This window comes from Corynebacterium sp. HMSC074C04 (genome assembly GCF_001838295.1).
GTDB lineage: Bacteria > Actinomycetota > Actinomycetes > Mycobacteriales > Mycobacteriaceae > Corynebacterium > Corynebacterium amycolatum.
The window spans coordinates 541,576-566,680 of record NZ_KV836272.1 but is presented as its reverse complement, the minus strand read 5'-3'; the positions used below and the strand labels follow the sequence as shown (position 1 = coordinate 566,680).

Below are 25,105 nucleotides of genomic sequence, written 5' to 3'. Positions count from 1 at the left end.
GCGCACCGGCAGTTTATTGTGTCTGAGCGTGTGCGTAGGCGCGGGGCCTAAGCGCTAGAGCTCAATCCTTAGATGAAGAACATCAGGATGCCGGCGACAACCCACAGCAGGGAGAAGATGCCGGAGAACATGGCCAGCTGGCCCTTCTGCTTGTCCCAGTCGAGCTCGTCAGCCTTCTTGCGACGCTCGATGAACTTCGGATCGTCAACATCCTCGTCTTCATCAGCGATGCCGAGGCCGGCCATCATCAGACGCTGACGCGGAATGATCAGGAAGAACAGCAGTGCCCAGGCGATGATTGCCAGCAGGATTGCGGCGTGCATTGCCCCGGACTTCATGTAGGTCGACACATCGGTGAACATGACACCGAAGCCGAGCAGCGGCACGAGCAGCGACCACATGCCGTAGGTGCGCGAAATGGCGTGCATGGTGCGCGCGGAGCCGACCGTTCCAGCCTCTCCGCCGCGGGCTGCAAGCGCGAGCTTCGGGAACATCGAAATTGCGACAGTCACCGGTCCAAGCAGCAGAATTGCCGCTAGGACGTGAACCATAAGAACTACGTTTTGCACGTATTACCTTTCCACGACTGAATGTAGGCCTCGCGTTCAAGCGAGGAGTGGCCTGGATATTTCCTTATTAAGACCAGTCCTTAACTTAACGTGCTCGCACTATTTTCTCTATTTCGTGCCTTTCCCAGCGCGGATCCCACACGCAGCTGCCAGCGCCGTCCAGTCTGCCGAAGATACGGGCAGGTCCCATTTAATGGCCACCGCTAAGTAACGCTGCGAATAGTCACACGCCTTCGCATCTTCGGGAAGCCATTCCGCCGGGCTGGCATCTCCTTTATCCCTGTTGACCGCACTTCGGGTGGGCGCGAGGTTGGCCTCGATATCGTTGCCAAATCGCCGACGCCGCTCGGCATCCCAGGCGTAGGCTCCGAAATCCCACGCCGCTGCCAACGGATAAATGTGGTCGATATCGACCTCATGCGCACCCACCGGGTCACCCGTGTAAGGGTCGGGGATTTCGCGCAGGGCGCCGTCGTCAAGCGAACATACAGAGCCCCCGAACCACGCCGCCAACACTTTATGGCGTGTATTGCAATCGGCAGAACCTGCCCAGACGTCGAAGCGCTCGCGCTTGTACCCGGTGACGGTGGGGCGGCCTGCGACGACGCGCACAGTGCGCAGTTGCTTGACGACGGCTTCGGCGTCCGGCCCAGCGGGGGAGGATGTGACGAGAACTCGCGTAAGTGCAAAGGATGAGACAAAGGCGGCGGTCAAGACGGCGGCTAGGATGGCAAATAAAAAAGGGCGCATACCTAGTTGGGCGCGAAAAATACTTTTTCGGTTCCTTGTAGGTATGCGCCGGGGCTAGCCTGTGGGGCTAGCGGAGGCCAAGCCTAAATCGAAGTGTTAGACCAGAGCCTGCTTTGCTGCGTGGTCGAACTCTTCCTTGATCTTCTCATTCGGTTCCTTCGTAGCCAGCGTGACGATGATCATCACGACAGTTGCAGCGGCGAAGCCCGGGACGATCTCGTAGAGAGTGTCGCTGAGCGAGCTCATGCCCCATGCGAAGGAGACAACCGCACCAGTGATCATGCCGGCAGCAGCACCTGGCGTGTTCAGGCGCGACCAGTAGAGGGCGGCCAGCAGCACCGGGCCGAATGCCGAGCCGAAGCCAGCCCACGCGAAGCCAACCAGATCCAGAATGGAGCTGTTGGGGTTCGCAGCGATGATTGCGGCGATAATGGCAATCAGCGCAACCGCGACGCGGGAGAGAGCCATGTAGGTCTTCGGACGCAGGGACTTGTTGACCATTGCCTTGAACAAGTCCTCGATTAGCGCGGAGGAAGACACCAGCAGCTGCGAGGAAATGGTGGACATGATTGCTGCCAGTACTGCAGTCAGAATCAGGCCTGCAATCAGCGGGTGGAACAGGATGCGGGTCATGTCCAGGAAGATGGTCTCGTAGGAAGACGCATCAGTGACCGAAGCATCTGGGTTCGTAGTGAAGAAAACAGTTGCAGTCAGCGCCACGAGGACGGAGCCGAGCATGCACAGTGCCTGCCAGCCAACGCCCCAGCGGCGGCCCTCGGTTGCGTCCTTCGCGCTACGCAGAGCCATAAAGCGAACGATAATGTGCGGCTGGCCGAAGTAGCCCAGACCCCAACCGAGCAGACCGATAATCGTGATTAGCGGAATGCCAGCGAACGGATCGAAGAAGGTCTCGACCGGCTGTCCCTCGCTGCCCGGGTAGGGGTTGTTAGCAGCAAAGCTGAAGATGTCCGAGGCGGAGTTGCCATTGTTGATTAGGTAGATGATGCCGACAGTCGGAACCGTCAGCAGCGCGATGAACATAATGATGCCCTGCACCGTGTCTGTGTAAGACACAGCCAGGAAGCCACCGAACAGGGTGTACGCGACAGTGATAGCCGCTACCAACAGCATGCCGACGAGGTAGTTGCCACCGAACGTCGACTCCCAGTAACGGCCACCTGCCACCATGCCCGAGGACACGTAGAAGGTGAAGAACAGCAAAATAATCAGGCCTGCGGCAACGCGCAGCACCTTCGATGTATCGTGCAGACGATTCTCCAGGAACGACGGCACGGTAATCGAGTTACGAGCAATCTTGGTGTAACTACGCAGGCGTGGTGCGGTGAACTTCCAGTTCAGCCATGCGCCTGCGACCAGGCCGATTGCAATCCAGGTCTGGTTCAGACCCGAAAGGTAAATCGCGCCGGGCAGACCCATCAGCAGCCAGCCGGACATGTCCGATGCACCCGCTGACAGTGCCGCGACGAACGGATGTAGGCCGCGGCCGCCAATCATGTATTCGTCATACTCTGCAGTCTTTTTCCATCCGGTCCAACCGATGTAGACCATCAACAGCAGATAAATGACTAGTGCGATGATGAACCATGTGTGTTGGTCCACAGGGCAACTCCTCATTATTTATTAGTCGTACAGTCGGACTCGCGCACTACCTAGCGCACCAAAAGCATTTTCGGCGCACAACTCAATTTCGCTTAATCAAGTCTGCTTGACGACGTTCACAGCGACGCGGCAGCATCGAGCCAAAAAGTGGCCGACGTCCACGGTGGAACCTGCGGTTCGCGATTCAACACAGCTTCAGCTTCCGGACTATCTTCGACAGTCATCGGAGCCTACTGGCACATGCGAACCATGGCAGAACTATTGCACGAGTCACACATTTTTAATTCTTGTGGCCTATACGACGTTTTCATGTGATGCGCTGCATTGCAAGATAAGAAGCGTTGAAAAAGCTTTTAAAAATCGGTTAAGTGCGACAAATTACCTGGGAAAAGGGGTATTTGGGCAGAAGGGGAGTAGTTTTTGCAAGATACATAATTCGAACAAGCGTGCTAATGTTGTGGTGTGGTGGAAAAGCTGATCCGGGGTGCGTGGCAGAATCTTCATTGAACAAATATCTGGTGGCGAAGTCGCCGGGTGATTAGACGGTGATGACTGAGCAGGCGATGACTGAGCAAGCAGTGGGGAGGAAGTAATGGATCAAGTTGCTAAGTCAGCGGTGCCGTTGCTGCTGCACGCGGTCTGGAAAGATGATTCGGGTCTTCACCTATGGGTGGAGCGGCCAGAGGGGCACCGGATTATTGCGGACGTGGATTTGCTGGAAGTCCCGGCGCATCAGCGTCGGCTTTTTGCAGTGCTGGACCAGGGGAGTCGAGCGCAACTGACGCTAAAACTGCGCACACCGAAGGGGCGGGCAGTAGAGAAAGCGGTACCCACATGGGTGTTCCCGCCATGGGCTGCGGTGACAGCACTGGTGCAATTGCAGGAGGAAGTTGCCTCGGCGGCGATGGCACCGGATCTTCGGTTCTTTGTGGATGTTGTACAGGGATTGGATGCTTTCGCACGCTCTGGGCGGGCATTGGTGGCGCTGACATGGGAAGACAATGAGTGGTGGCCGACGTGGCGGATGTCGGAGGGGCTGGGTGAGATTGCTTGGCAGAGTCAGGTCATTTCCCGTACACCACCGGTGTTGATTGATAACGGAGGTGCCACGGTGGCTGAGGACTTCATCAATCGGATGTTTCATTGGGTCACCAACGCGCTCCTGGCCGATTTGGATGAACCGGCAGAACAGCGTCAGAGTTTCGTGCGGTCGTTGTTGCAGTCTCAGTCCCTGGGGCGTGCGACGCCGGGGGTGGCGCAGTCACTGGCAAAGTGGAGACTGTCGGCCGATGGTGAGGATGTTCGTCTGCAGCTAATGGTGCAGGAACCTGTTGGTTTTGAAGGCCAGCTGGAAGACTTGCCGGATGTGGATCTTCCGCAGCTGTTGGAGTTGCAGGATCGAGCGGATGAAGAAGGGGGCTCAGTAACTCGCTTCAATCCTCGTTCAGCTGCGGTGGAACATGAGACTCTATGGCCATTGCGGATGTACTACCGCATCGGCGTCGCAGCTCCGGAGCACCTGAATCCAGAAATGTGTCGCCGGTCCGTGCTGTCGCTGCTTCGCCCGCAGCTATTGGCTGCACAGGAGGCATTCCCAACGCTCAAATATGCGAAGGCAGCGGGCCACCCGGGCTTGGATCTGCTGCTGACCTCAGAGCAGCTGATAGAGCTTATGACTGATGGCATCTCGCAGCTGGCAAAGGTTGATATCGATGTGATGCTGCCGCCGAACTGGAAGTCAGTGGAGACCACCCTGCAGTTGCACACTGAAGTCATCCAGTTAGATCCGACGGGGCCTGCTGGGCGCCGTTCGGAACCGAAACTCGGATTTGACCAACTGGTTGATTACGAGTGGAAGCTGGCCGTGGGGGATGCCGTACTGACGGAAGCGGAAATGCGTGAGCTCGCTGCATCGAGTACGGGGCTAGTGCATCTGCGAGACCATTGGGTGCACGCGAACCCAGAGGTAGCTAGGGAAGCCCTGAAGTTTTTGGTGGAGCAGACCAAGGCCGGGGAGGAAACCGGTAAGGGGCAAGCCACCCTGAAAGAGCTGGTCTTCGACGGTGGCTTAGAGTCGCAAGCTCCAGCAGCAGTGCCAGTCGCCCCCAGGGATCCCTCTTGGCTCAAGGCGTTGGTGTCGAAGTACTCAGACGGTTCCACGGTCCTCGCAGAGTCCGTCGAGGTGCCACCGAGTTTTGTCGGTGAGCTGCGGGAGTATCAACAGCGCGGTGTGGAGTGGCTGACGGATATGTCCAACCGCGGCTTTGGTGTCATTCTCGCTGATGACATGGGGCTCGGTAAGACTGTGCAAATTCTGGCGCTGTTGGAGTATGAGCGCTGCCGTCGGAAAGCAGATGCTACGGCTCAAGAGCACAGGACTTCGCTTCTGGTGGTTCCGACAGGTGTGTTGCGCAATTGGGCAGCAGAAGCGGCTAAGTTCACTCCAGAGCTTAAGGTTGGGCTGCTGCATGGTTCAAACCGCCCTCATGGTGGAGAACTACAAGAATTTATCGGAAAACACGATGTTGTTGTGACGACCTATGGTGTTGCTACCCGCGATGTGAACGAACTCGCCCAAGTGCAGTGGGATCATGTGATTGCTGACGAAGCACAGGCAATTAAGAACCCCAACGCACAGGTATCCAGAGCGCTGCGGAGCCTGGGCTCGCGACACAACATCGCCATGACTGGTACTCCGGTGGAAAATGACTTGGGCGAACTGCGCACCATCATGGATTTCTGTAATCCAGGCATGCTGGGCTCGGCGAATGCATTTCGCAACAAGTTTGCGATTCCCATCGAGCGTGATGGGAATGCGGAAATGCTACTGCAATTGCAGTCGATTACAGCACCTTTTATCCTGCGCCGACTCAAGTCGGATCCAGCTATCGCGCCGGACCTGCCCAAGAAGAATGAGCAGGTGGAGATGGTTCCTCTCACGACGGAGCAGGCTTTCTTGTATCAGGAGGCCGTGAAGGATATCGAGGACAAGCTTAAGCGCTCGAAGCGGAATCGTTCTGGCAGCTTCGGGCGAAAGAGCATCATCCTCGGCGGCATCATGAAGTTGAAGCAGATTTGCAACCACCCAGCGCACTACCAGCACGACGGCTCGGGGCTGCTTAATCATGGGCAGCATCGCTCGGGCAAGGTCGCACGGTTGGAAGAGCTCGTCGATGAGATTGTGCAAAACGGTGAACGCGCGCTTGTGTTCACGCAGTTCGTGGAGTTTGGCAAGATGCTTGCCCCTCATTTCAGCAAGCGCTTGGGCGTGGACATTCCGTTTATTCAAGGGGCAATGACCCCAGCACAGCGCGAGAAAGTAGTGGCAGAGTTTAATGCCCCGGACGGTCCGCCAATCATTTTGCTGTCGACTCTCGCGGCAGGTGTCGGCATCAACCTAGTTGCCGCCAACCACGTCATTCACATTGACAGGTGGTGGAATCCAGCGGTTGAAAACCAGGCCACGGACCGTTCCTACCGCATCGGTCAGCGTAAAGACGTCCATGTGCACAAGCTGGTCAGTGTTGGAACGCTTGAAGAACGCATCGACGAGCTGATTTTTGAAAAAGCAGAATTGGCGGATGCAGTTGTGCGCGCTGGTGAAACCAAGCTGACGGAGATGGACTTTCACCGTTTGCGGTCACTGTGGCAATTGGACAAGGACAAGATTCAGTCACTGCGTGAATCGATGGACGCAGCGGAGTCAAAGTCCGGTGGGACGGTGACCGATGGGGTGAACCCGGAGGCCACGGCATTGGATTCCGCAACCTCGGATGACGATTCGATTCCCAACAATGTGACACCGTTTAGAGTCCAGAAGAGGTGGTACTAATGGCCGGTGACGGAGACGTGACATGGGGCGACAATGTCATCTTTGCCGAGTTTGGCAAGGGCCCCTCTGGAAAGCGCGGTCGTAAAAGGACTACGGCGCGAAGCGCACCAGCAACCAGCTCGACGATTGAAAAGCTCCTGGCCACCCAGGACTGGGCTGGTGCATTTACCGGGCAGCAGCGACGTGGAACCTCAGCGCGTGTGGCGGTCGAGCCACGTACTACTTTTGCCCGGTGGGTGTGGGAGTTCATCATCCGTGGTGCCGATTCGGGTCGTATTCACAGAGGCGAGAAGTACAGGTTCGACGGCAATGTGCTCGGGCTTCGAATCGCGGATGGTTACATCATCGGGGAAGTGCAGGGCAGCCAGCCGGAACCATTCTCAGTCTTTATTCGGTTCCCACGGCGGGAGCAGAAACAAACTGACGACGTACTGCGGTGGTTGGTGAACAATCCGTCGGCTTTTACGGAGTTTGAGCACGGCGAGTTGCCGTATGAGCAGATGGAAATGCTGTTGTGCGATGGTGAAGAGCACATTTATAGCGAATGCACCTGCCCGGACCCAGCACCTGTGTGTAAGCACACCGTTGCAGTCGCCGCTCAACTTGTCGCTGATATCGACCGTGATCCGCTGTCGCTAATGCAGCTGCGCGATTATCCGCAGCGCGAATTGCAACGCCGGCTTCAGGAACTAACACAGCTGCGAAACCGGACTGCGCCAAAGCGCCTCGGGCTTGGCGGCGAGGTTCGGGAAGATCCCAATAAAACCACCCAGAAGTCGGGTGACGCTGGTGGAAATGATGGCGGTGACAACGAGCAGAAAAAGGTTGCCGAGCTTTTCGCGGTCGAAGCCGACTACTGGGGCAATGATTTGGAACGAGTCAGTGTTCCTTCGCTCGAGGTTATTGACCCGCTAACAGTTACCGACCGTAGTTTGCTGCATGAAGCATTGCAGCCAACCTGCGTAGTTTCGAGAGAGACCATTCGTGCAGTCGCCGATTTGGAAGATTGTTGGCAACATCTGCAGGAATCGCTGAGCCTGGAACAAAAGGAGCGCTAGTCATGAAATTCATTCACACCTCAGATTGGCAACTGGGAATGACTCGGTGGTTCCTAGAGCTCGATGGCGGTGAAGCCCAAGCTAGGTTCCACGAAAGTCGCCTCAACGCCATCGACCGCATCGGTGAGTTGGCGACCAGCGAAGGCGCTGAGTTCATCGTCGTCGCTGGAGACGTGTTCGATTCCAATACGTTGCCGGACAAGGTGTTCTTGCGGGCTCTTGAGCGAATCGCCAAGTTACCCGTGCCGGTGTATCTCCTGCCCGGCAACCATGATGCGCTTGATGCTTCTTCCATTTATCGACGTAGCGCTTTCGAATCTTTGGAAGACCGAGGAGTTTACGTAATTCGCGACAGCGAGCCCATTTCCATCCGTGACGGGGTGGAACTCATCGGTGTGCCAGTACACGGCAAGTATTCGGCAGACGACATCGTGGCGGAAATAGCCACGGAGCTTGAGCCGGCCGATGGAATCCGAGTGATGGTCGCACACGGCCAAGTAGAAGGCTTTGGTGCTGATGCGGGAGCCACCATTGATTTGACCAGCTTGGAACAGGCTATTGACCGTGGGGCGTTGCACTATGTGGCGCTGGGGGATTCCCACTCCACGAGCCAACTTGACCATGCTGGCAGAGTTTATTTCTCCGGCGCGCACGAAACCACAGCGTATGACGACAAAGAACGGGATTCCGGCAATGCGCTAGTCGTCGACATCGCAGAGGACGACCCCGAAAAGGGCTCAGTTACCGTGGCCTCCCACCGAGTGGGGCAGTGGGCTTTTCATGCCATCGACATGGATATCACTGGCGCGGAAGACCTCGATGAGTTCTTTGCTGAACTGGACGGTATCGAGGCGAAGACAGACACAGCGGTGAAGTATTCATTGCGAGGAACCGTGACACTGTCAGAGTCGACTACCTTTGAAAACCGACTTGAGCAGTACCAACAGCTTTTCGCTGCACTTTATCGCCGGGAAAGTGGCTCCGATTTAACGGTGGTTCCGTCCGAAGGAGATATCTCTAATCTCAATCTCACCGGTTATCCGCTCATAGCTGCAGAAAAACTAACGGTCTTGAGTAAAGGGCGAACCGAGAGCGGTAGCCCCCTATCAGAATCTGAAACCACCGCAGCAGCTGATGCGCTTCGCTTGCTGGCCCGCCTAGCCGGAGAGAAGGAATAAATCATGCGTTTTCACGACATCGAATTACACAATGTACGTGCGATTGATTCACTCTCAATCACAGGGCTCGCCGAGCGCGGCGTGGTAGTGATTTCCGGTGAAAATGAGTCGGGTAAGACGACAATCGCCAAAGCTATTCACGTTGCACTGACGACAAAATGGAAGTCCAGGTCAAGCGAAGCGCTTAGTCTGAACAGTCACTCCAGCCAGGAAAAGCCGCAGGTTAAGCTCCGGCTGGAGCTTGACGGCTACGAATTTACGCTGGACAAGATCTTTGGTGGCACCAAGGACACCGGCACAATCGTCACCGTCCACTCTCCGACAGCCGAGGTTCTCAAAGATGACCAGGCGGAGGAGTGGCTGGCCGCCCGAATGCACAATGCAGATACCAAGAACCTGTGGCAGGTTTTCGTTGCTGAACAGGGGCAAGCACAAAAGACCCTCTCCTTGGGCGGTTATGTACAAGTCACTAGCGCATTGCAGTCGGCATCGGGGCAGCGCGCGGAAACCGCAGAAGAGGTAGGCCTTTTTGAAGCCGTTGAAGCCGAATACGGCAACTATTTCCAAAAAAATGGCAAAGAGCGCAAGCAGCTTACCGACGTAGACAAGGAGCTGGCGGAAGCCCAGCAGGTGCGCGACGAAGCGGCGAAAAAGGTCCGGGAATTCGAAGCGCTCAATGAGGAAGCTGCTCGTAATGAAGAAAGCCAGCAAACGCAGCGGGCATCGTTGCCAGAAGCCCAAAACGAAGTCGAGCACTGGGGCCAGGCACTAGAAGAACTCGAAAAGTTCAGGGTTGCCGTCTCCCAGGCACAGGAGGTCTCTGCAGCGGCGAAGCAGCAGCTGGACTTAGCTAAACAGGCTCAGCAAGAGCGCGAAGCTTTCATTCAGCAGGCACAAGAAGCCAAGGATCAGCATTCTGCCGCAGAGAAGAAAGTTGCTGAATTTAAGGAAGCGTTCGATAAGGAGGTCGCAGCTTTAAAGAAGGCGCAGGAAGATCGCGATGCGGTTGTAAACACGTACCGCGAAGCTCGAAAGGCAGAAGAACTGGCCGCAGCTGAAGTTGCATTGGGAGAGAAGCGCGGTTTGGTTGAAGCTCTGTCGAAGCGAGTGAAGAAACTCGATGCGCTCCGCGCGCAATTGGCAGAGCACAAGGAGATAATTACTCGGAATTCCGTTACCGAAGAGGTAATGGAAAAACTGTTGACCTGCGAACGCGAAGTTGCAACAGCCGCCGCTGTGCTGGAGGCATCGAGCCCGAGTGTGCAGCTCTCGGCTAGTAGTGCGCAGGAGGTCACGGTCGACGGCGAGAAAGTGGGGCTAGCTCCGGAGGCTGAGACAGTTCAACGCGCGGTTACTAAGCCATTGGCCATCGAAGTCGGCGACGTCACGGTTGCTATACAGCCCGGAGACGGCTCAGATTCGCAGCAGCGCAAGCTAGAAAAAGCAGAGACATCGCTCAAAGAACAGCTTGAGGTTGCAGGCGCTGATTCCGTCGCGGAAGCACAAAAGGCATACACACGACGTCGGGAAGCGGAAAAAGCAAAATTCCAGGTGGAGACATCCATAACTGCGGTGTCCGACGGTGTGGAGTATCACCAGCTCACAGCAGAGTTGGATGATGCGAAGGAAGAAGCACGAGTACACGGCGAGCGGTATCAGGAACTTGCGGGCGAGGATGCGCCGACGGAGATTGACTTGGTATCGGCAAAGTCCCGGCTGGAAGAAGCTGCAGTGGGGCGTAGGGATGCCGAGTCGGAGCGCGACAGTGCTGATATGCGCTTATCGAAGCTGGAGAAGCGTCCTGCACACGCCAACTATACGAAGGCCAGCAGCGAGCTTGAAGGGGCTCGGTCCGTTCTGAAGGTCCGCGAAGATTCGCTCACGGCGACGCGAGAAAAAGCCTCGGACGCCGAGATCTTTGCTGCGGTGGAAAACCGAGGCAAGGACTATGAGGCGGCAGAAGAGCAACTGGCTGCGGCTCAGAAGAAGCTGGCGCAGCGGGATGCCGACGACGTGGAAGCATCGCTCGCGGGCGCTAAGCAGCGACGGGATGCAGTTGAGAATCGCCTGGCTGAGCTGGAAAAGCGTCGGCAAGAGATTCGGGTGCACTTGGACTATTTCGACAGCGCGAATGAGAAACTGGCAGCAGCTGAGGGAGTAGTGGAGCGAACACAGCGAGATCGGAATTCAATGCGTCGACGTGCAGCTGCCGCCAAGACTCTCATGGAGGTAATGACACAGGCACGTGTGGCATCGCGGAATGCGCTGGCTGACCCCTTGCTGCGCAAGCTCGAAGAGTACGGTGGCGGTGTGTTCGGTGCGGGAACTCAGTTCACGATGAATGAGGACTTGCAGATTGAGTCACGGTCCAATGCCGATGGCAAGTTCGATGTCGATGAGCTATCTGGTGGAGCGCAGGAGCAGCTGGACATTCTGCTGCGCTTGGCCGTTGCCGGTGTCATGGAGGGCGGGCAAGGCGCTCCGGTGATTATTGATGATGCATTAGGTTATTCAGACGAACACCGTTTGCGGCGGATGAATAATGCTCTTGCCAAAGCGGGGCGCGATATGCAGGTATTAGTCCTGACGTGCGATGAAGCCCGCTTTGATCGTGTGACAGGAGCGGAGTTTATGAAAATTCAGGATTTGGTTTCAAGATAGTAGGCTCTGTACATATGCAAGATGTTCCGTGGTTAAGTGATGAAGAGCAGCGGTTATGGCGCTCAATTCTGAACGCTAAACGGGCCGTTGACAGGTCAATCGACCTTCAGCTGCAAGATTCTCTCGATATTTCCACTGCAGATTTTTCGGTTCTGGTTGTTCTCTCCGAGGCTGAAGACAATGTAGTGCGCATGCGCACCCTGTGTGAATCCCTGGAGTGGGACCGCAGCCGAATGTCACACCAAATTACTCGTATGGAGCGACGCGGGCTAGTAACTAAGGAACGCTGCGCCTGCGATAACCGTGGTATCGATGTCACGCTTACTGAACACGGTCGAACTGTGATTGAGAAAGCGGCGCCGAACCATGTGAAGCTTGTGCGCCATGTTTTGTTTGATGTGCTCGGTGAAAATATCGACTATCAGGGGATTTCCGCTGTGCTCGATAAGATTGCAGAGACCGCCAATGCTACGGTCACCGATTCAGTCGACGGACAAGCAGAGTAGCCAAAAGTTTTTGTGAGTGTTTTCTCATTTGTCTCCGCTACGAGGCTCTCACCATTAGCCTAGAGCAGTATGAACTCATTTGAATGGCTGAGTGATGATGAACAGCTCTTTTGGCAGTCGATGGTAGCTGCTTTTCGCGAGGTAGAGCGCAATATCGAGCGGAGCCTACGCACTCGAACCGGGCTGACGTTCGCGGACTTTACCCTGCTCATCGCTCTGCATGAGGTAGAGGAGGGGATTCTGCATGTTGACAAGATTTGTGATCGACTGAAGTGGAACCATCCCCGCGCGCTGCTACATACCAACAGGTTGGAAAAGCGCGGATTTATTCACACCGAAGACCACGGCGAAGACCCGGATTCGGATTATGTCGTCGTCTTAACAGGCGTTGGTCGGCACGTGTTTGCCGAGGCGGCGCCGGATTATGTAGACACTGTTCGCCAGGAAGTTATTTCACCACTTGCTGATGAAGACCGCGAAGTGATGCTGAGGTGCTTCCAGTCGGTTCTCGAAAGGAAATAAGACTTCCAAGTCCTGCTAGTAAAACAATCACTAGCAGGGCGCTTTTTTCTCTACGTTTCAAGTTGTAAAGTAAGGCGTGCCTAAAGCAAAGGGGTGAGTGCTCACTTCTCTTTGTGCACCCTAAGTACCAAAAACTACGCAGAAATAAACAAGGCAGAAACTGAAACGCATGAGAGTCAATATTTTCGCCAAGGCTAAAACCGCGCCAAAGACCAAAACTCTGGCCGCAATCGGGTGTGCAGCGCTGAGCTTCGTCGCTACAGCATGCGGTGCGGACGCAGAGTCGAACGAGGCTGCCGACAACAAAGGAGAACTCACTGTCACTGATGTCGCAGGTCGCACTGTGACCTTCGACAAGCAGCCAGAACGAGTCGTGCTCGGTGAAGGCCGCGCCATGTTTGTCACCGCGATGCTTGACCACGAAAACCCGGGTGACCACGTTGTCGCCATGGGCAGCGATTTGCATTCGGGCGCGCCGTCGTTTGAAACCAAGCTTTTCGAGACGAACCCCGAGCTGAAAGACATGCCGACCATCGGCAATATCGCCAAGGGCGATGTCACAGTTGAAAACCTCATCTCCCACGACCCAGACGTGGTCGTCATGACCCTTGACCACAAGAAGGCCGCGGAGCAGTCCGGTTTCCTCACCAAGCTCGATCAGGCAGGTCTGAAGTACGTATTCACCGACTTCCGGCAAAAGCCCCTGGAGAATACCGCCAAGTCCGTCGAGCTCCTCGGCCAGATCGTCGATGAGCAGGACAATGCCAAGAAGTTCACCGACTTCTACACAAAGCGCGTCAACGAGATCACCGAACGTGCCGCCAAGCTCGAAGACAAGCCAAAGACCTTCGTCTGGCGAGCAGCCGGTCTCAAGGATTGCTGCTCGACCGTCAACAAGTCCAACCTCGGTGACCTTGTCACAGCAGCCGGCGGTGAGAACCTCGGAGACAGCCTCCTCGACACCGAATCGGGCGACGTGACCGCAGAGAAGGTCCTGTCCGTCCAGCCGGAGAAGATCATCGCCACCGGTGGTTCTTGGGCGCTCGATCCGAAGAAGCCGGAAGTGCTGCCACACGTCGAACTCGGCTACACCGCCACCCCAGAGACCGCACAGCGCACTCTGGAAGGCCTGCTGAAGACTCCGGGTTTTGACACCCTGACCGCGCCGAAGAAGGGTGATCTGTACGCCGCCTTCCACCAGTTCTACGACTCGCCGTACAACGTCTTCGCGCTCGAGCAATTCGCCAAGTGGATTCACCCAGAGGAGTTCGCTGACCTCGACCCGGTCGCTGACTTCGCCAAGTTCCACAAGGACTACCTGCCCTTCGAACTCAGCGGCACCTTCTTCACCGCGCTGGAGCCGACCAAGTAACCCATCTTCCACCATCGAAGAAGGAATCCGATGACTTACACCAATCTGCACGCTCCCGCGTCAGGGCTTGACGACGACCCCCGCGAGTCCACCTCCTCCAACGGCAGTGGAGGTCAAGAGTCGCAGCCCGCCACCGAACAGCACGAGTGTCCGTCGTCAAGCACGACCTACGACTCTGCGCGACAGTACCGACGACGCTCGGCACGGAAAATCGCCATCATTGCGGTGCTGGTGGGGCTGGCCGTGTGCGCGTTTGTGGTGGCGACGATTGTGGGGCCGATGGCACTGAGCGTGGGGGACGTCGTCCGTGGCATCGTGAGCCCGAATGATGTGGACGAAACCACTCGTACGGTGCTGTGGAAGCTGCGTCTGCCTGCATCGGTGATGGCAGTGCTGATTGGTGCAGCGCTGTCGCTTGCCGGTGCACAGATGCAGACAATCCTCGATAACCCTCTGGCGGAGCCGTTTACGCTCGGTATCTCGGCTGCAGCGGCGTTCGGTGGGGCGGCATCGATTGTGCTGGGCTGGGTGATTATTCCGCATGCGCAGTTCAACCTGGCGGCCGTGGCCTGGGTATCATCCGTCGTCGCTGTGGCGATTGTGGCGGCGGCGTCGGTATGGCGCGGCTCGGGTAAGGAATCGATGATTCTGCTCGGCATTGGTCTGGTGTTTCTATTCCAAGCGCTGTTGGCGCTGTTGCAATACCGCGCGACTACCGAGGCGCTCCAGCAGATTGTGTTCTGGACGATGGGCTCGCTACAGCGCGCGAACTGGGTGGCCAACGGTATCATTGCGGCGGCGCTGCTAATCGCTATTCCGTTCACTATCCGCTATGCGTGGGCGCTGACGGTGTTGCGGCTTGGCGATGCCCGAGCAAAAGCCGTGGGCATCAATGTGGATAGGCTGCGCATTGCGACGCTGATTGTAGCCTCGCTGCTGGCAGCAACCGCAGTGGCCTTCGCCGGCATCATCGGCTTCATCGGACTGGTCGGCCCACACATTGCACGCATGCTGGTCGGTGAAGAACAGCGCTTCTTTGCCCCGGCATCGATGGCGGCGGGCGCGGCGCTGCTTGCGGCAGCTCATGCGGTATCCATCACGGTGGTGCCGGGTGTGGCAGTGCCGATTGGCATCATTACCGCAATCGTCGGTGTCCCATTCTTTGTCGGCTTGGTTTTTCTGCGTAAGAGGACGGTGTGGAACTAATGGGCGTATTTCTCGATGTCAATGACGTAGCTGCAGGCTATGGCAAGCGAAAGGTGCTGCGCGGGGCGTCAATACGCACGCTGAAGCCAGGTACGGTGACGGGTTTGCTCGGGCCAAACGCTGCGGGCAAGTCCACACTGATGACCACGCTGGCGGGGATTCGAAAGCCCATGTCCGGGGAGATTGTTCTGACCCGTGACAATGAACGGGTTATCGGTTCCGAACTGCGCGAAGTCGTCGGCTACGTACCGCAGGATCTACCGGCCAGCGCCTCGCTGACCGCATTCGAATCGGTACTGGTCTCCGGGCGGCGCGCCGGGCGTCTGCGGGTGCGTGGCTCAGAGATTGAGCACACGGCGGTGGCTCTCCGAAAGGTTGGCATTGAACACCTTGCCGACAGATTCGTCGGCGAGCTCTCCGGCGGTCAGCGGCAGCTCGTCGCCGTCGCGCAGATGTTTGTCCGCGATCCCGAGATCATGCTTCTCGACGAACCCACCTCCGCCCTCGACCTGCGTCACCAGGTGGAACTCCTAAAGCTCGTCCGCGCGGAGGTCGCCTCACGGAGCTCCTTGGCACTCGTTGCAATCCACGATCTGAATCTCGCCGCCCGCTACTGCGATGAGCTTGTCATGCTTCACGACGGCCACGTGGTTGCCCAGGGGAGTCCTGTTGACGTTCTCACTCCGGACCTTTTGGCCCGCGTCTATGGAATTCGAGCCCGCGTACTCGATGACGAGGGCGTGCCCGTGGTGTGTCCTATTGAGGAAGACCAGGTTTCTGAAGCCGCGTAGTGGAGATTTGGCTGGGGCGCGGGGCATTTCGCTAATCGCCCCAGCCAAGTGGTAACATCTTTTCTCGTTGCACTTGTTGTACTTGTGCCACACGCCCCCGTAGCTCAGTGGATAGAGCGCCGGTTTCCGGTACCGAAGGTCGGAGGTTCGACTCCTCTCGGGGGCACGTTCTATCCCTCAAGTGATTAGGTTTTTCCTGGTTGCTTGAGGGATTTTTGTTTTAGCGGCCACCTAGCGGAAACGTTTAGTTACCGTTCTTCCAGCGGAACAGCCTGGCGGAGGAATTCGAGTCGCCCATGACAATTCACCTTGGTGCTACTGGCCAGCAATAATCACAATCAGCGTGCGTGGCCCATGGACACCTTCGACTCGGGCAAGCTCGATGTCCGAGGTTGCAGAAGGTCCCGAAATCATGGTGATGGGAGCGGTGGGATCACTCTCGCGTAGACGGGAAATTGCCTCCGGGATGCCGTAGACAACCGTGGAAGCCGGCACAACGCAGATGTGAATATCCGGCACCAAGGTCAGCGCGCGGCGGCCAGAAGTGGCCGAACCGTCCAGAACAATGGTGCCGGTCTCGGCGCAGGTAACAGCAGAGCTGGTGACAATCGCGTCGAGCTCGTCCAGCTCTTCGGCGGTGAAACCTGTATCGACGCGAATCTCGGCGGTGGCCTTACCCCCACCAGACTCCAACCCCGCAACCCACTCGCGGTCTAGGCCTTCGGGAATACCAATCAATGAAGCCCCGACATCAGCAATTGCCTTCTTCACAGCTTCATTGATTTCAGTTGCCGAGCTCCCACAGCGGCGCACATCGGCTTTGTAATCGGCGATGCGTTCGTCGGCAAGCGAAATGATCTCCTTGGCCGTCAGGTCGGAGGAGCGTTCGTAATCGCGGGGGATGTTGAAATGTGTACCGGGCTCGCCGGTGACGATGCCTGCGTCAGAGGCCAAGTCACGGCCTTCGAAGGCGATCTTCTGAGCATTGCGGATACGCTCGAGGATTTCGCTTTTGGCAATGTTCGCGGATGCTGAGGAATGGGACATCGCTAGGCCTCCTTGCCGGACATGTCGGGCTGCTTGTTGTCATCCGACAGCCCATTAATCTTCGTCGGAACCTGATTTGCCGATTCACGAGACAGCTGCGCCGAGAAATCCTCCGAACCCCACAGTGAGCGGAACGGCTTCTTCGGCGGAATCGGAGTATCACGCACATCCGACCACCCGCTGAGGAAAAGTGGCAGGGTGTGAATCTCGCCGTCCTTCAACCCGAGTACGCGGGCGAGGGAGGTCATCTTAGCGCTCATGTCCCACAGCTTCTGATTGCCCATGATGAACCCGAGCGTGGCAAAGAGTTTGCCCTCCACCGGCGGGCGGTGCTCCGTGACCTTACGGTGTCGCAGCTCCAGCAGCGCCGCTGGGATATCAATTCGCACCGGGCAGACCTCAAAGCAAGCTCCACACAGCGAGGATGCATAGGGCAGGGAGGCATTCGGATCATCGTAGGAGTCCATGCCGGTGAGCTGCGGGGACAAAATTGCACCAATCGGACCCGGGTAGACCGAACCGTAAGCGTGCCCGCCCACGTGCTCGTACACCGGGCAGATATTCAGGCATGCCGAGCAGCGAATGCACTTCAGCGCTTCACGCCCAATCGGATCTGCAAGGGTGGCCGAGCGCCCATTGTCCAGCAACACAATGTGGAAATTCTTCGGGCCGTCGCCGTCCGTGGTTCCCGTCCACAGGGAGGTGTAGGGATTCATACGCTCGCCTGTCGACGACCGTGGCAGCAGCTGCAAGAATACTTCCAAGTCCTGGAAAGTGGGAAGCAGCTTCTCAATCCCCATCACCGAAATCAGTGTTTCCGGCAGCGTGAGACACATGCGGCCATTGCCCTCTGACTCGACGACAGCCACCGTACCGGTTTCGGCCACACCGAAGTTGGCACCGGAAATCGCGACCTTGGCCTCCATAAACTGCTCGCGCAGGAACTTACGGGATGCCTCGGCCAGATCGGCCGGATTGGCTTTCAAATCCGGGTCGACTCCGGGGATTCCATTGAGGAAGATCTCGCGGATATCCTCGCGATTGCGATGGATAGCAGGAACCAGGATGTGGCTCGGCATGTCGTCGGCAAGCTGAACGATGAGTTCCGCCAGGTCGGTTTCGCGGGCGGTGATGCCGGCGTCGGCAAGCGCTTCGTTCAAGCCGATTTCCTGCGTGGCCATCGACTTAATCTTGACGACCTTTTCTTCGCCGGTCTCTTTCACCAAATCCGTAATGATGCGGTTTGCTTCAGCGGCATCCCGCGCCCAGTGGACGTGACCGCCGGCATTCGTCACTGACTCTTCGAACTGCTCCAGCAGTTCTGGCAGACGCGCCATCACATCGCGCTTGATGTGGCTGCCCGCGAGCCGCAGCTGCTCCCAGTCATTCTTCTCCGCTACGACATGCGCGCGCTTCTTACGAATCGAACGCGTGGCATGACCGACATTTTCACGCATGCGAGTGTTCTTGAGTTCCTCGTGCGCCGCGGCCGTGAACCCGCGCGTACCGCGCAGATGCCCGACGTTGTGCGGCGCGCGTGGAGGAAGGGCTGGCATGCCGACGTTAATTGCGACCATTACTGCTCACCTCGCAGGGAAGCTTCTTGACGGTTGTCCACATCAAACGGGGTCTCCTTGGTGGAGGCCAGAATCTCGGCCATATGGATGGCATGCACGCCAGAGTCCTGGCGACGCAGCGCACCCCCGATATTGAGCAAGCAGGAGGCATCGCCAGCGGTCACGAACTCCGCTTCCGTAGCGCGGATATTGGCTGTCTTGTCGGCAACCATTGCAGCGGAAGTCTCCGCATTCTTCACCGAGAAGGTGCCGCCGAAACCGCAGCACTCCGCCGCGCCGGGCAGCTCGCGCAAATCGATTCCATCGACTGCACTGAGTAGCCGCCACGGACGGTCACCCACTTTGAGCACCCGCAAGCTGTGGCAGGTGGAGTGGTAGGTCACTGAGTGGGGGAAGTAAGCACCGACGTCAGTCACACCAGCGACATCGGTGATGAACTCGGAGAGATCCAGCGTCTTGTTCGCGCAGGCCTGTGCCGCATGGGTTTGGGCACGGGTACCGTAGCGGCCCGCGATCATCGGATGCTGGTGGCGAACGGCGCCGGCGCAGGAACCGGACGGGGCGACAACGTAGTCAATCGAGGAATCCGCAAAAGCATCAGCGTAGGTGTCTAGCTGAGGAAGGATTTCCTTCTGGTATCCGGTGTTGACGTGCATTTGTCCGCAGCAGGTTTGCTGTGGCGGAAAGACCACATCACATCCGAGCCGCGTGAGAACTCTGGCTGTCGCACTCACTGCATCCGGAAACATCATGTCCCCGATGCAGGTCGCGAAAAGTGCTACTTTCACGGTCGCTCCAAAATGGGTTGAGGATAAGGCAATAATTTCCTACCTGAATGCTACGCCTAGGCCCGGATTAAATCTGTTCTCAACGCAAATTCGCCTGGATCGTGAAAATGGCTAGTTGCAGTCGGACTCCACGACCTGCAGATGCCCCTCAAATGAATCTTTTGGTGGCTGATGTTTCCACGACTGCGATTGACCTAATAGGATAGGCAATCGTGAATCCTGCTGATCTTGCTGTACTAGTCCGAAAAGTCACCGTCGAGGTTTTGACTTCCCACGATGCCGATGTCTCTATCGTGCCGGAAAACCCGACTGTCGAGCGTCCGCGTAACCCTGAGCACGGCGACTATGCAACCAATATCGCTATGCAGCTGGGCAAGCGTGTCGGTATGGTGCCGCGTGACTTGGCAACTGAAATTGCCACAGCGCTCGGCGCCTCTGAGGGTATCGATGAAGCAACCATCGCAGGCCCGGGCTTTATTAACATCCGCCTGGCCTCCGATGCCCAGGGCAAGATCGTCGAGGACGTCTTGGCAGCGGGGGAGAAGTGGGGTCATGCCGATTTCAACTCCAACCTCGACGTGAACCTGGAGTTTGTCTCCGCAAATCCGACCGGGCCGATTCACCTGGGTGGTACCCGCTGGGCAGCAGTCGGTGACGCTCTTGGTCGTGTCCTGTCCGCCACGGGCGCCAAGGTCACCCGCGAGTACTACTTCAATGACCACGGTCGCCAGATTGACCGCTTCTCCGACTCCCTGGTTGCCGCCGCTCGGAACCAGCCGACCCCGGAGGATGGCTACGGCGGAGAGTACATCCAGGACATTGCTGCTGCTGTGCTGGAGAAGAATCCGCAGGCACTCGAGGGCTCTGAGGAGGAGGTCCAGGAGCACTTCCGCGTCATCGGTGTGGACATGATGTTCGAGCACATCAAGGAGTCTCTGCACGAGTTCGGCACCGATTTCGATGTTTACTTCCACGAAAACTCGCTGTTCGAGTCCGGTCAGGTGGAAGCAGCTGTCAACTCCCTGAAGGAAAACGGCAAACTCTACGAAGCTGACGGCGCGTGGTGGTTGAAGTCCACCGATTACGGTGACGATAAGGACCGCGTGGTCATCAAGTCCGACGGCGATGCAGCCTACATTGCGGGTGACATCGCATACGTTAAGAACAAGTTCGACCGCGGCCACAACCTGTGCATTTACATGCTGGGTGCCGATCACCACGGCTACATCGCACGTCTGCGTGCCGCCGCTGCCGCGCTCGGCTACAACGCAGACGGTGTCGAGGTGCTCATCGGTCAGATGGTCAACTTGCTTCGCGACGGCAAGGCTGTCCGGATGTCCAAGCGCGCGGGCACAGTAGTGACCTTGGACGACCTGGTTGAGGCAATCGGTGTCGATGCTGCTCGCTACTCGCTAATCCGTTCCTCCGTGGACTCCAGCCTGGATATTGACCTGGGGCTGTGGGCTTCGCAGTCCAGCGACAACCCGGTCTACTACGTCCAGTACGGCCACGCTCGTCTGTGCTCAATCGGCCGCCGTGCCGAAGAGGCTGGTGTGACCAGCGAAGATGCCGACTTCTCCCTGCTGGTAGAGGACCGTGAAGGTGAGCTCATCCGCACTATCGGTGAGTTTCCGGCGATCATCAAGTCCGCTGCTGACCTGCGGGAACCACACCGCATTGCCCGTTACGCTGAGCAGCTCGCCGGTGTCTTCCACCGCTTCTACGACACCTGCCAGATTCTGCCTAAGGCCGACGAAGAGGTATCCGAGCTGCACCGTGCTCGTCTCGGCCTGGCTGAGGCTACCCGCCAGACGCTGGCCAATGCTCTGCAGCTGCTCGGTGTTACCGCACCTGAGCGCATGTAGTCGAACGCGCCCGTAAAACTACACCCCGTTGCTCCGCCCGGGTAACGGAGAAAGAGAGCTGTTTCGTGCCTATCGACGGCAATGGTTTCGAGCTGGGTGGCTACACCCGGCCCGATTCCACTCAATTTAATGAACTACCAGCGCATGTCTGGCCAACTACCGCCCGTCGTCGGGGTAATGACGAAGAGAATCCCGGCTCAGTGGAAATTGGCGGAGTGAGCCTGATCGACATTGCCAAAGAATTTGGCACTCCGGTTTTTGTCGTCGATGAGCAGGACTTCCGCTCCCGCTGCCGCTCGATGGCCAAGGCCTTCCGCGGCGCGGAGAATGTCCACTACGCGTCCAAGGCTTTTCTGTCGAAGACCATTGCCCGCTGGGTAATGGAGGAGGGGCTGCATCTCGATGTCGCCTCGGGCAACGAGATGGCTATCGCTCTTGCTGCGGGCTTCCCAGCCAAGGACATGACCTTCCACGGCAATAACAAGTCCACCGCAGAGCTGCGCGATGCTATCTCAGCTGGCGTCGGCAAAATTGTGCTTGACTCCCGTTCGGAGCTGCGTCGCCTGTCCCAGGTGGCGGCTGAAGCAGGCGTGGTGCAGGACGTGCTCGTCCGCGTGAAGCCCGGTGTGGAAGCACACACCCATGAGTTCATCGCTACCGCGCACGAGGATCAGAAGTTCGGCTTTTCCCTCGCGTCCGGTTCAGCGCTGGAAGCTGCCAACCTCGTAGAAGAGGACGACAATCTGCGCCTGATTGGTCTGCACTGTCACATCGGCTCCCAGATTGTCGATTCCGACGGTTTCATTCTCGCGGCCGAGCGCGTGTTCTCGCTGGTGGAAAGCTCGTCGAACGCCACGGCACTGAAATCTCGAAACACTTCAACACCCTTGACCTCGGTGGCGGTTTCGGTATTGCATACACCGCAGGCGAGCAGCCCCTTGACGTTGCTCCGCTTGCCGACGAGATCCTCACTGCTGTGGACAAGCTTGCGCAGCGTATCGGCATTGAAACTCCGACAGTGGCTGTTGAACCGGGTCGTGCCATCGTTGGCCCGTCCATGGTCACGGTGTACGAAGTGGGCACTTTGAAGGATGTGACCATCGATGAAGGCATGACCCGTCGTTATGTATCGGTCGATGGTGGAATGAGCGACAATATTCGTCCGGCGCTTTACGGCTCGAACTATGATGGTCGCGTCGTTAATCGCGAAGTATCAGGTTCCAGGATTCCCACCCGTGTCGTCGGAAAGCACTGTGAATCGGGAGACATTCTGATTAATGACGCGAACTACCCGGACGACATTGTTGAGGGTGATCTGTTCGCGCTGGCTGCTACTGGGGCATACTGTTACGCAATGGCCAGCCGCTACAACATGCTGACGCGACCACCAGTAGTGTCGGTATGCGATGGTCAAGTGACCCAAATATTAAGACGAGAAACCGTACAAGACTTACTAAGCCTGGAGTGTGAAACGCCACGATGACTGCCGCAACGAATAATCCTGGAAAGGGCGAGGGCCACAAAGTTGGTGTCGCTATTTTAGGTCTTGGCACAGTCGGTACTGAGGTTTACCGCCTGCTCAACGAGAAGGCTGAGGACTTCGAGCGCCGCATCGGCGGCCCGGTCGAGGTCGTTGGTATTGCTGTGAGCGACAAGACCAAGCCGCGTCCGAATGTGGATCAGGATCTTCTTACCGACGATGCTTTTTCGCTGGTCCAGCGCGATGGCGTTGACCTGGTAGTCGAGGTCATCGGTGGCATTGATTACCCACGTCGCGTTGTGCTGGAGGCACTGCGTGCGGGCAAGTCGGTCGTGACGGCCAATAAGGCACTTGTCGCAGCTCACGGTGAGGAGCTCTCTGAGGCTGCCGATTCCTCAGGCGTCGACCTTTTCTTTGAGGCTGCTGTGGCTGCAGCTATTCCGGTCGTCGGGCCGCTGCGCCGTTCGCTGGCCGGTGACACTGTCAATACGGTCATGGGCATTGTCAACGGCACCACTAACTTCATCCTTGATGCGATGGACTCCACCGGTGCGGACTACGACGAGATGCTGGCAGAGGCCACCCGCCTGGGTTATGCCGAGGCCGACCCGACTGCAGACGTCGAGGGCCACGATGCCGCTTCCAAGGCAGCTATTCTGGCCAGCCTGGCATTCCACACCCGCGTGACTGCTGATGACGTTCACTGCGAGGGCATTACCGAGATCACCGCTGATGACATCGCAGCCGCCAAGAGCGCAGACTGCACCATTAAGCTGCTGGCTACCTGTGAGCGGGTCACGGACGAGAATGGCAAGGAGTCCATTTCCGCCCGCGTGTACCCAGCGCTGATTCCACGTCGTCACCCGCTGGCAACTGTGCGTGAGTCTTTCAACGCTGTATTCATTGAGGCCGAGGCCGCTGGTCGCCTGATGTTCTACGGCAACGGCGCCGGTGGTAACCCGACAGCCTCCGCAGTGCTCGGTGACCTTGTTGCCGCCGCTCGCAACATTGTCCACGGTGGTCGCGCACCGGGGAATTCCACCTACGCTAACCTGCCGATTCTCGACTTCGGTGACGTTCGCACCCGCTACCACATCGACCTGCACGTCGACGATCGAGTCGGAGTACTTGCCGATGTCGCTCGCACCTTCTCTGATCACAACATCTCCCTGCGCACCGTCCGCCAGGAAGAGGGCGCCAACGGTGCTCGCCTGGTCATCGTGACTCACAAGGCGCTGGAGAAGGATTTGGAAGCAACGGTCGACGAATTGCGCGCCAACGACGCGGTTCTGGCCGTCAACAACGTCATTCGTATCGAAGGAATGGATATCTAAATGGCACAGGAGCTTTTCCCGGGGCAGAAGGTCACTGTCACGGTTGCAGGTTCGTCAGCGAACTTGGGCCCGGGCTTCGACACCCTGGGGTTGGCCGTCGCGCTCTACGACATTGTCGAGGTCGAGGTCATCGAATCGGGTGTCGTCGTTGAGATTCACGGTGAGGGCGAAGTCGACCTGCCGCGCAACGAGTCTAATCTGGTAGTGCGCGCGATTCGCGCGGGCCTTCGCGCCGCAGGTGTCGAGGCACCGGGGCTGAAGGTTATTTGCCATAACACCATTCCGCAGTCGCGCGGCCTGGGCTCTTCCGCAGCAGCCGCCGTCGCTGGTGTCGCTGCAGCTAACGGTCTGGCCGGCTTCCCGCTTACCGACGACCAGGTAATCCAGGAATCCTCGATCTTCGAGGGCCACCCGGATAACGCTGGCGCATCCGTCCTCGGCGGAGCAGTGGTCAGCTGGACTGACAAGCCTGTCGATGGTCGCACTGCACCTCAGTACCGAGCAGTGAGCATTCCGGTGCATAAATCCATTCAGGCGACTGCACTCGTACCGGCATTTCACGCCTCCACGAATGCGGTCCGTCAGGTGCTGCCGAGCGATGTTTCGCATGTCGACGCTCGTTTCAATGTCTCCCGTACTGCGGTTATGACCGCAGCGCTGCAGTCCCACCCGGAACTGCTGTGGGAGGGAACGCGAGATCGCCTGCACCAGCCGTACCGCTCCGACGTGCTGCCGGTGACCGCAGAGTGGGTCAACCGCCTGCGCAACCGTGGCTACGCGGCATTCCTCTCGGGCGCTGGCCCGACCTGTATGGTTCTGGGAACTACTGCAGTGGATGAGAAGATCTTGGACGATGCCCGCGAGGCTGGCATCAAGGTCATGGAGCTGGGAATCGGCGAGCCGGTTAAGGTCGTGGTCGACGGCTAAGCCGTTACTGCGGACAGCTGCC

General features: G+C 57.7%; 18 protein-coding genes, 1 tRNA gene and 1 pseudogene. 14 read left to right on the top strand and 6 right to left on the bottom strand.

Annotated elements, in window-relative coordinates; all coding sequences use genetic code 11:
- Positions 1-68: 68 nt before the first annotated feature.
- From HMPREF3011_RS06860 to putP, 3 genes are all read right to left on the bottom strand, one after another.
- Entirely contained in the window at positions 69-569 is a 501-nt protein-coding gene (locus HMPREF3011_RS06860) for a hypothetical protein (RefSeq protein WP_038628410.1), read from the bottom strand.
- A 108-nt stretch (positions 570-677) separates the two neighbouring features.
- Complete coding sequence (locus tag HMPREF3011_RS06855) at positions 678-1,283, bottom strand: HNH endonuclease family protein (protein WP_235191244.1); 606 nt, start codon at positions 1,281-1,283, stop codon at positions 678-680.
- Positions 1,284-1,415: 132 nt separating this feature from the next.
- Positions 1,416-2,939, bottom strand: a complete 1,524-nt coding sequence (putP, locus tag HMPREF3011_RS06850; RefSeq protein WP_080972811.1) for a sodium/proline symporter PutP — start codon at positions 2,937-2,939, stop codon at positions 1,416-1,418.
- Between the two features lie 592 nt (positions 2,940-3,531).
- On the opposite strand from putP, the gene HMPREF3011_RS06845 reads away from it, so the two are divergent.
- From HMPREF3011_RS06845 to HMPREF3011_RS06800, 10 genes are all read left to right on the top strand, one after another.
- Positions 3,532-6,771 (top strand): DEAD/DEAH box helicase, encoded by a 3,240-nt coding sequence (locus HMPREF3011_RS06845; RefSeq protein ID WP_070841317.1) that lies wholly within the window; start codon positions 3,532-3,534, stop codon positions 6,769-6,771.
- Positions 6,771-7,829 carry a hypothetical protein gene (locus tag HMPREF3011_RS06840; protein WP_038628422.1) on the top strand — a complete coding sequence of 353 codons (1,059 nt, stop codon included), beginning with the start codon at positions 6,771-6,773 and terminating at the stop codon, positions 7,827-7,829. The genes HMPREF3011_RS06845 and HMPREF3011_RS06840 overlap by 1 nt, the downstream gene beginning before the upstream one ends.
- A 2-nt stretch (positions 7,830-7,831) precedes the next feature.
- Complete coding sequence (locus tag HMPREF3011_RS06835) at positions 7,832-9,007, top strand: metallophosphoesterase family protein (RefSeq protein WP_038628425.1); 1,176 nt, start codon at positions 7,832-7,834, stop codon at positions 9,005-9,007.
- A 3-nt stretch (positions 9,008-9,010) separates the two neighbouring features.
- Positions 9,011-11,668 carry an ATP-binding protein gene (locus HMPREF3011_RS06830; protein WP_049180812.1) on the top strand — a complete coding sequence of 886 codons (2,658 nt, stop codon included), beginning with the start codon at positions 9,011-9,013 and terminating at the stop codon, positions 11,666-11,668.
- 14 nt (positions 11,669-11,682) lie between these two features.
- Positions 11,683-12,174 (top strand): MarR family winged helix-turn-helix transcriptional regulator, encoded by a 492-nt coding sequence (locus HMPREF3011_RS06825; protein ID WP_038628431.1) that lies wholly within the window; start codon positions 11,683-11,685, stop codon positions 12,172-12,174.
- A 69-nt stretch (positions 12,175-12,243) separates the two neighbouring features.
- Positions 12,244-12,696, top strand: coding sequence for a MarR family winged helix-turn-helix transcriptional regulator (locus HMPREF3011_RS06820; RefSeq protein WP_038628433.1), 453 nt, complete (start codon positions 12,244-12,246; stop codon positions 12,694-12,696).
- A gap of 169 nt (positions 12,697-12,865) precedes the next feature.
- Positions 12,866-14,068, top strand: a complete 1,203-nt coding sequence (locus tag HMPREF3011_RS06815) for an ABC transporter substrate-binding protein (RefSeq protein WP_038628435.1) — start codon at positions 12,866-12,868, stop codon at positions 14,066-14,068.
- Between the two features lie 30 nt (positions 14,069-14,098).
- Entirely contained in the window at positions 14,099-15,274 is a 1,176-nt protein-coding gene (locus HMPREF3011_RS06810; RefSeq protein WP_070841316.1) for a FecCD family ABC transporter permease, read from the top strand.
- Complete coding sequence (locus HMPREF3011_RS06805) at positions 15,274-16,065, top strand: ABC transporter ATP-binding protein (protein ID WP_038628441.1); 792 nt, start codon at positions 15,274-15,276, stop codon at positions 16,063-16,065. Before HMPREF3011_RS06810 ends, HMPREF3011_RS06805 begins: the two co-directional genes overlap by 1 nt.
- Before the next feature lie 93 nt (positions 16,066-16,158).
- Positions 16,159-16,231 (top strand) — tRNA-Arg (locus HMPREF3011_RS06800).
- A gap of 149 nt (positions 16,232-16,380) precedes the next feature.
- On the opposite strand, the gene HMPREF3011_RS06795 is transcribed toward HMPREF3011_RS06800, so the two are convergent.
- The 3 genes from HMPREF3011_RS06795 to HMPREF3011_RS06785 are packed head-to-tail and all read right to left on the bottom strand — an operon-like array spanning position 16,381 to position 19,477.
- A complete protein-coding gene (locus tag HMPREF3011_RS06795; RefSeq protein ID WP_038628444.1) occupies positions 16,381-17,112 on the bottom strand; it encodes a LutC/YkgG family protein in 732 nt (243 codons plus the stop codon).
- A 2-nt stretch (positions 17,113-17,114) separates the two neighbouring features.
- A complete protein-coding gene (locus HMPREF3011_RS06790) occupies positions 17,115-18,689 on the bottom strand; it encodes a LutB/LldF family L-lactate oxidation iron-sulfur protein (RefSeq protein WP_038628445.1) in 1,575 nt (524 codons plus the stop codon).
- Positions 18,689-19,477: a (Fe-S)-binding protein gene (locus tag HMPREF3011_RS06785; protein ID WP_038628447.1), complete on the bottom strand. Its 789-nt coding sequence runs from the start codon at positions 19,475-19,477 to the stop codon at positions 18,689-18,691. Before HMPREF3011_RS06785 ends, HMPREF3011_RS06790 begins: the two co-directional genes overlap by 1 nt.
- 263 nt (positions 19,478-19,740) lie before the next feature.
- Here HMPREF3011_RS06785 and argS point away from each other — a divergent pair, with 263 nt between their 5' ends.
- From argS to thrB, 4 genes and pseudogenes are all read left to right on the top strand, one after another.
- The gene (gene argS, locus HMPREF3011_RS06780; protein ID WP_222867213.1) at positions 19,741-21,342 is read left to right on the top strand and encodes an arginine--tRNA ligase; all 1,602 of its coding nucleotides are present in this window, start codon (positions 19,741-19,743) and stop codon (positions 21,340-21,342) included.
- A 65-nt stretch (positions 21,343-21,407) separates the two neighbouring features.
- Positions 21,408-22,825: pseudogene (lysA, locus tag HMPREF3011_RS06775) on the top strand (diaminopimelate decarboxylase).
- On the top strand, positions 22,822-24,156 hold the full coding sequence (locus HMPREF3011_RS06770; protein WP_070841315.1) for a homoserine dehydrogenase: 1,335 nt from the start codon (positions 22,822-22,824) through the stop codon (positions 24,154-24,156). Before lysA ends, HMPREF3011_RS06770 begins: the two are co-directional and overlap by 4 nt.
- Positions 24,157-25,083: a homoserine kinase gene (gene thrB / locus HMPREF3011_RS06765; RefSeq protein WP_038628453.1), complete on the top strand. Its 927-nt coding sequence runs from the start codon at positions 24,157-24,159 to the stop codon at positions 25,081-25,083.
- Positions 25,084-25,105: the final 22 nt, after the last annotated feature.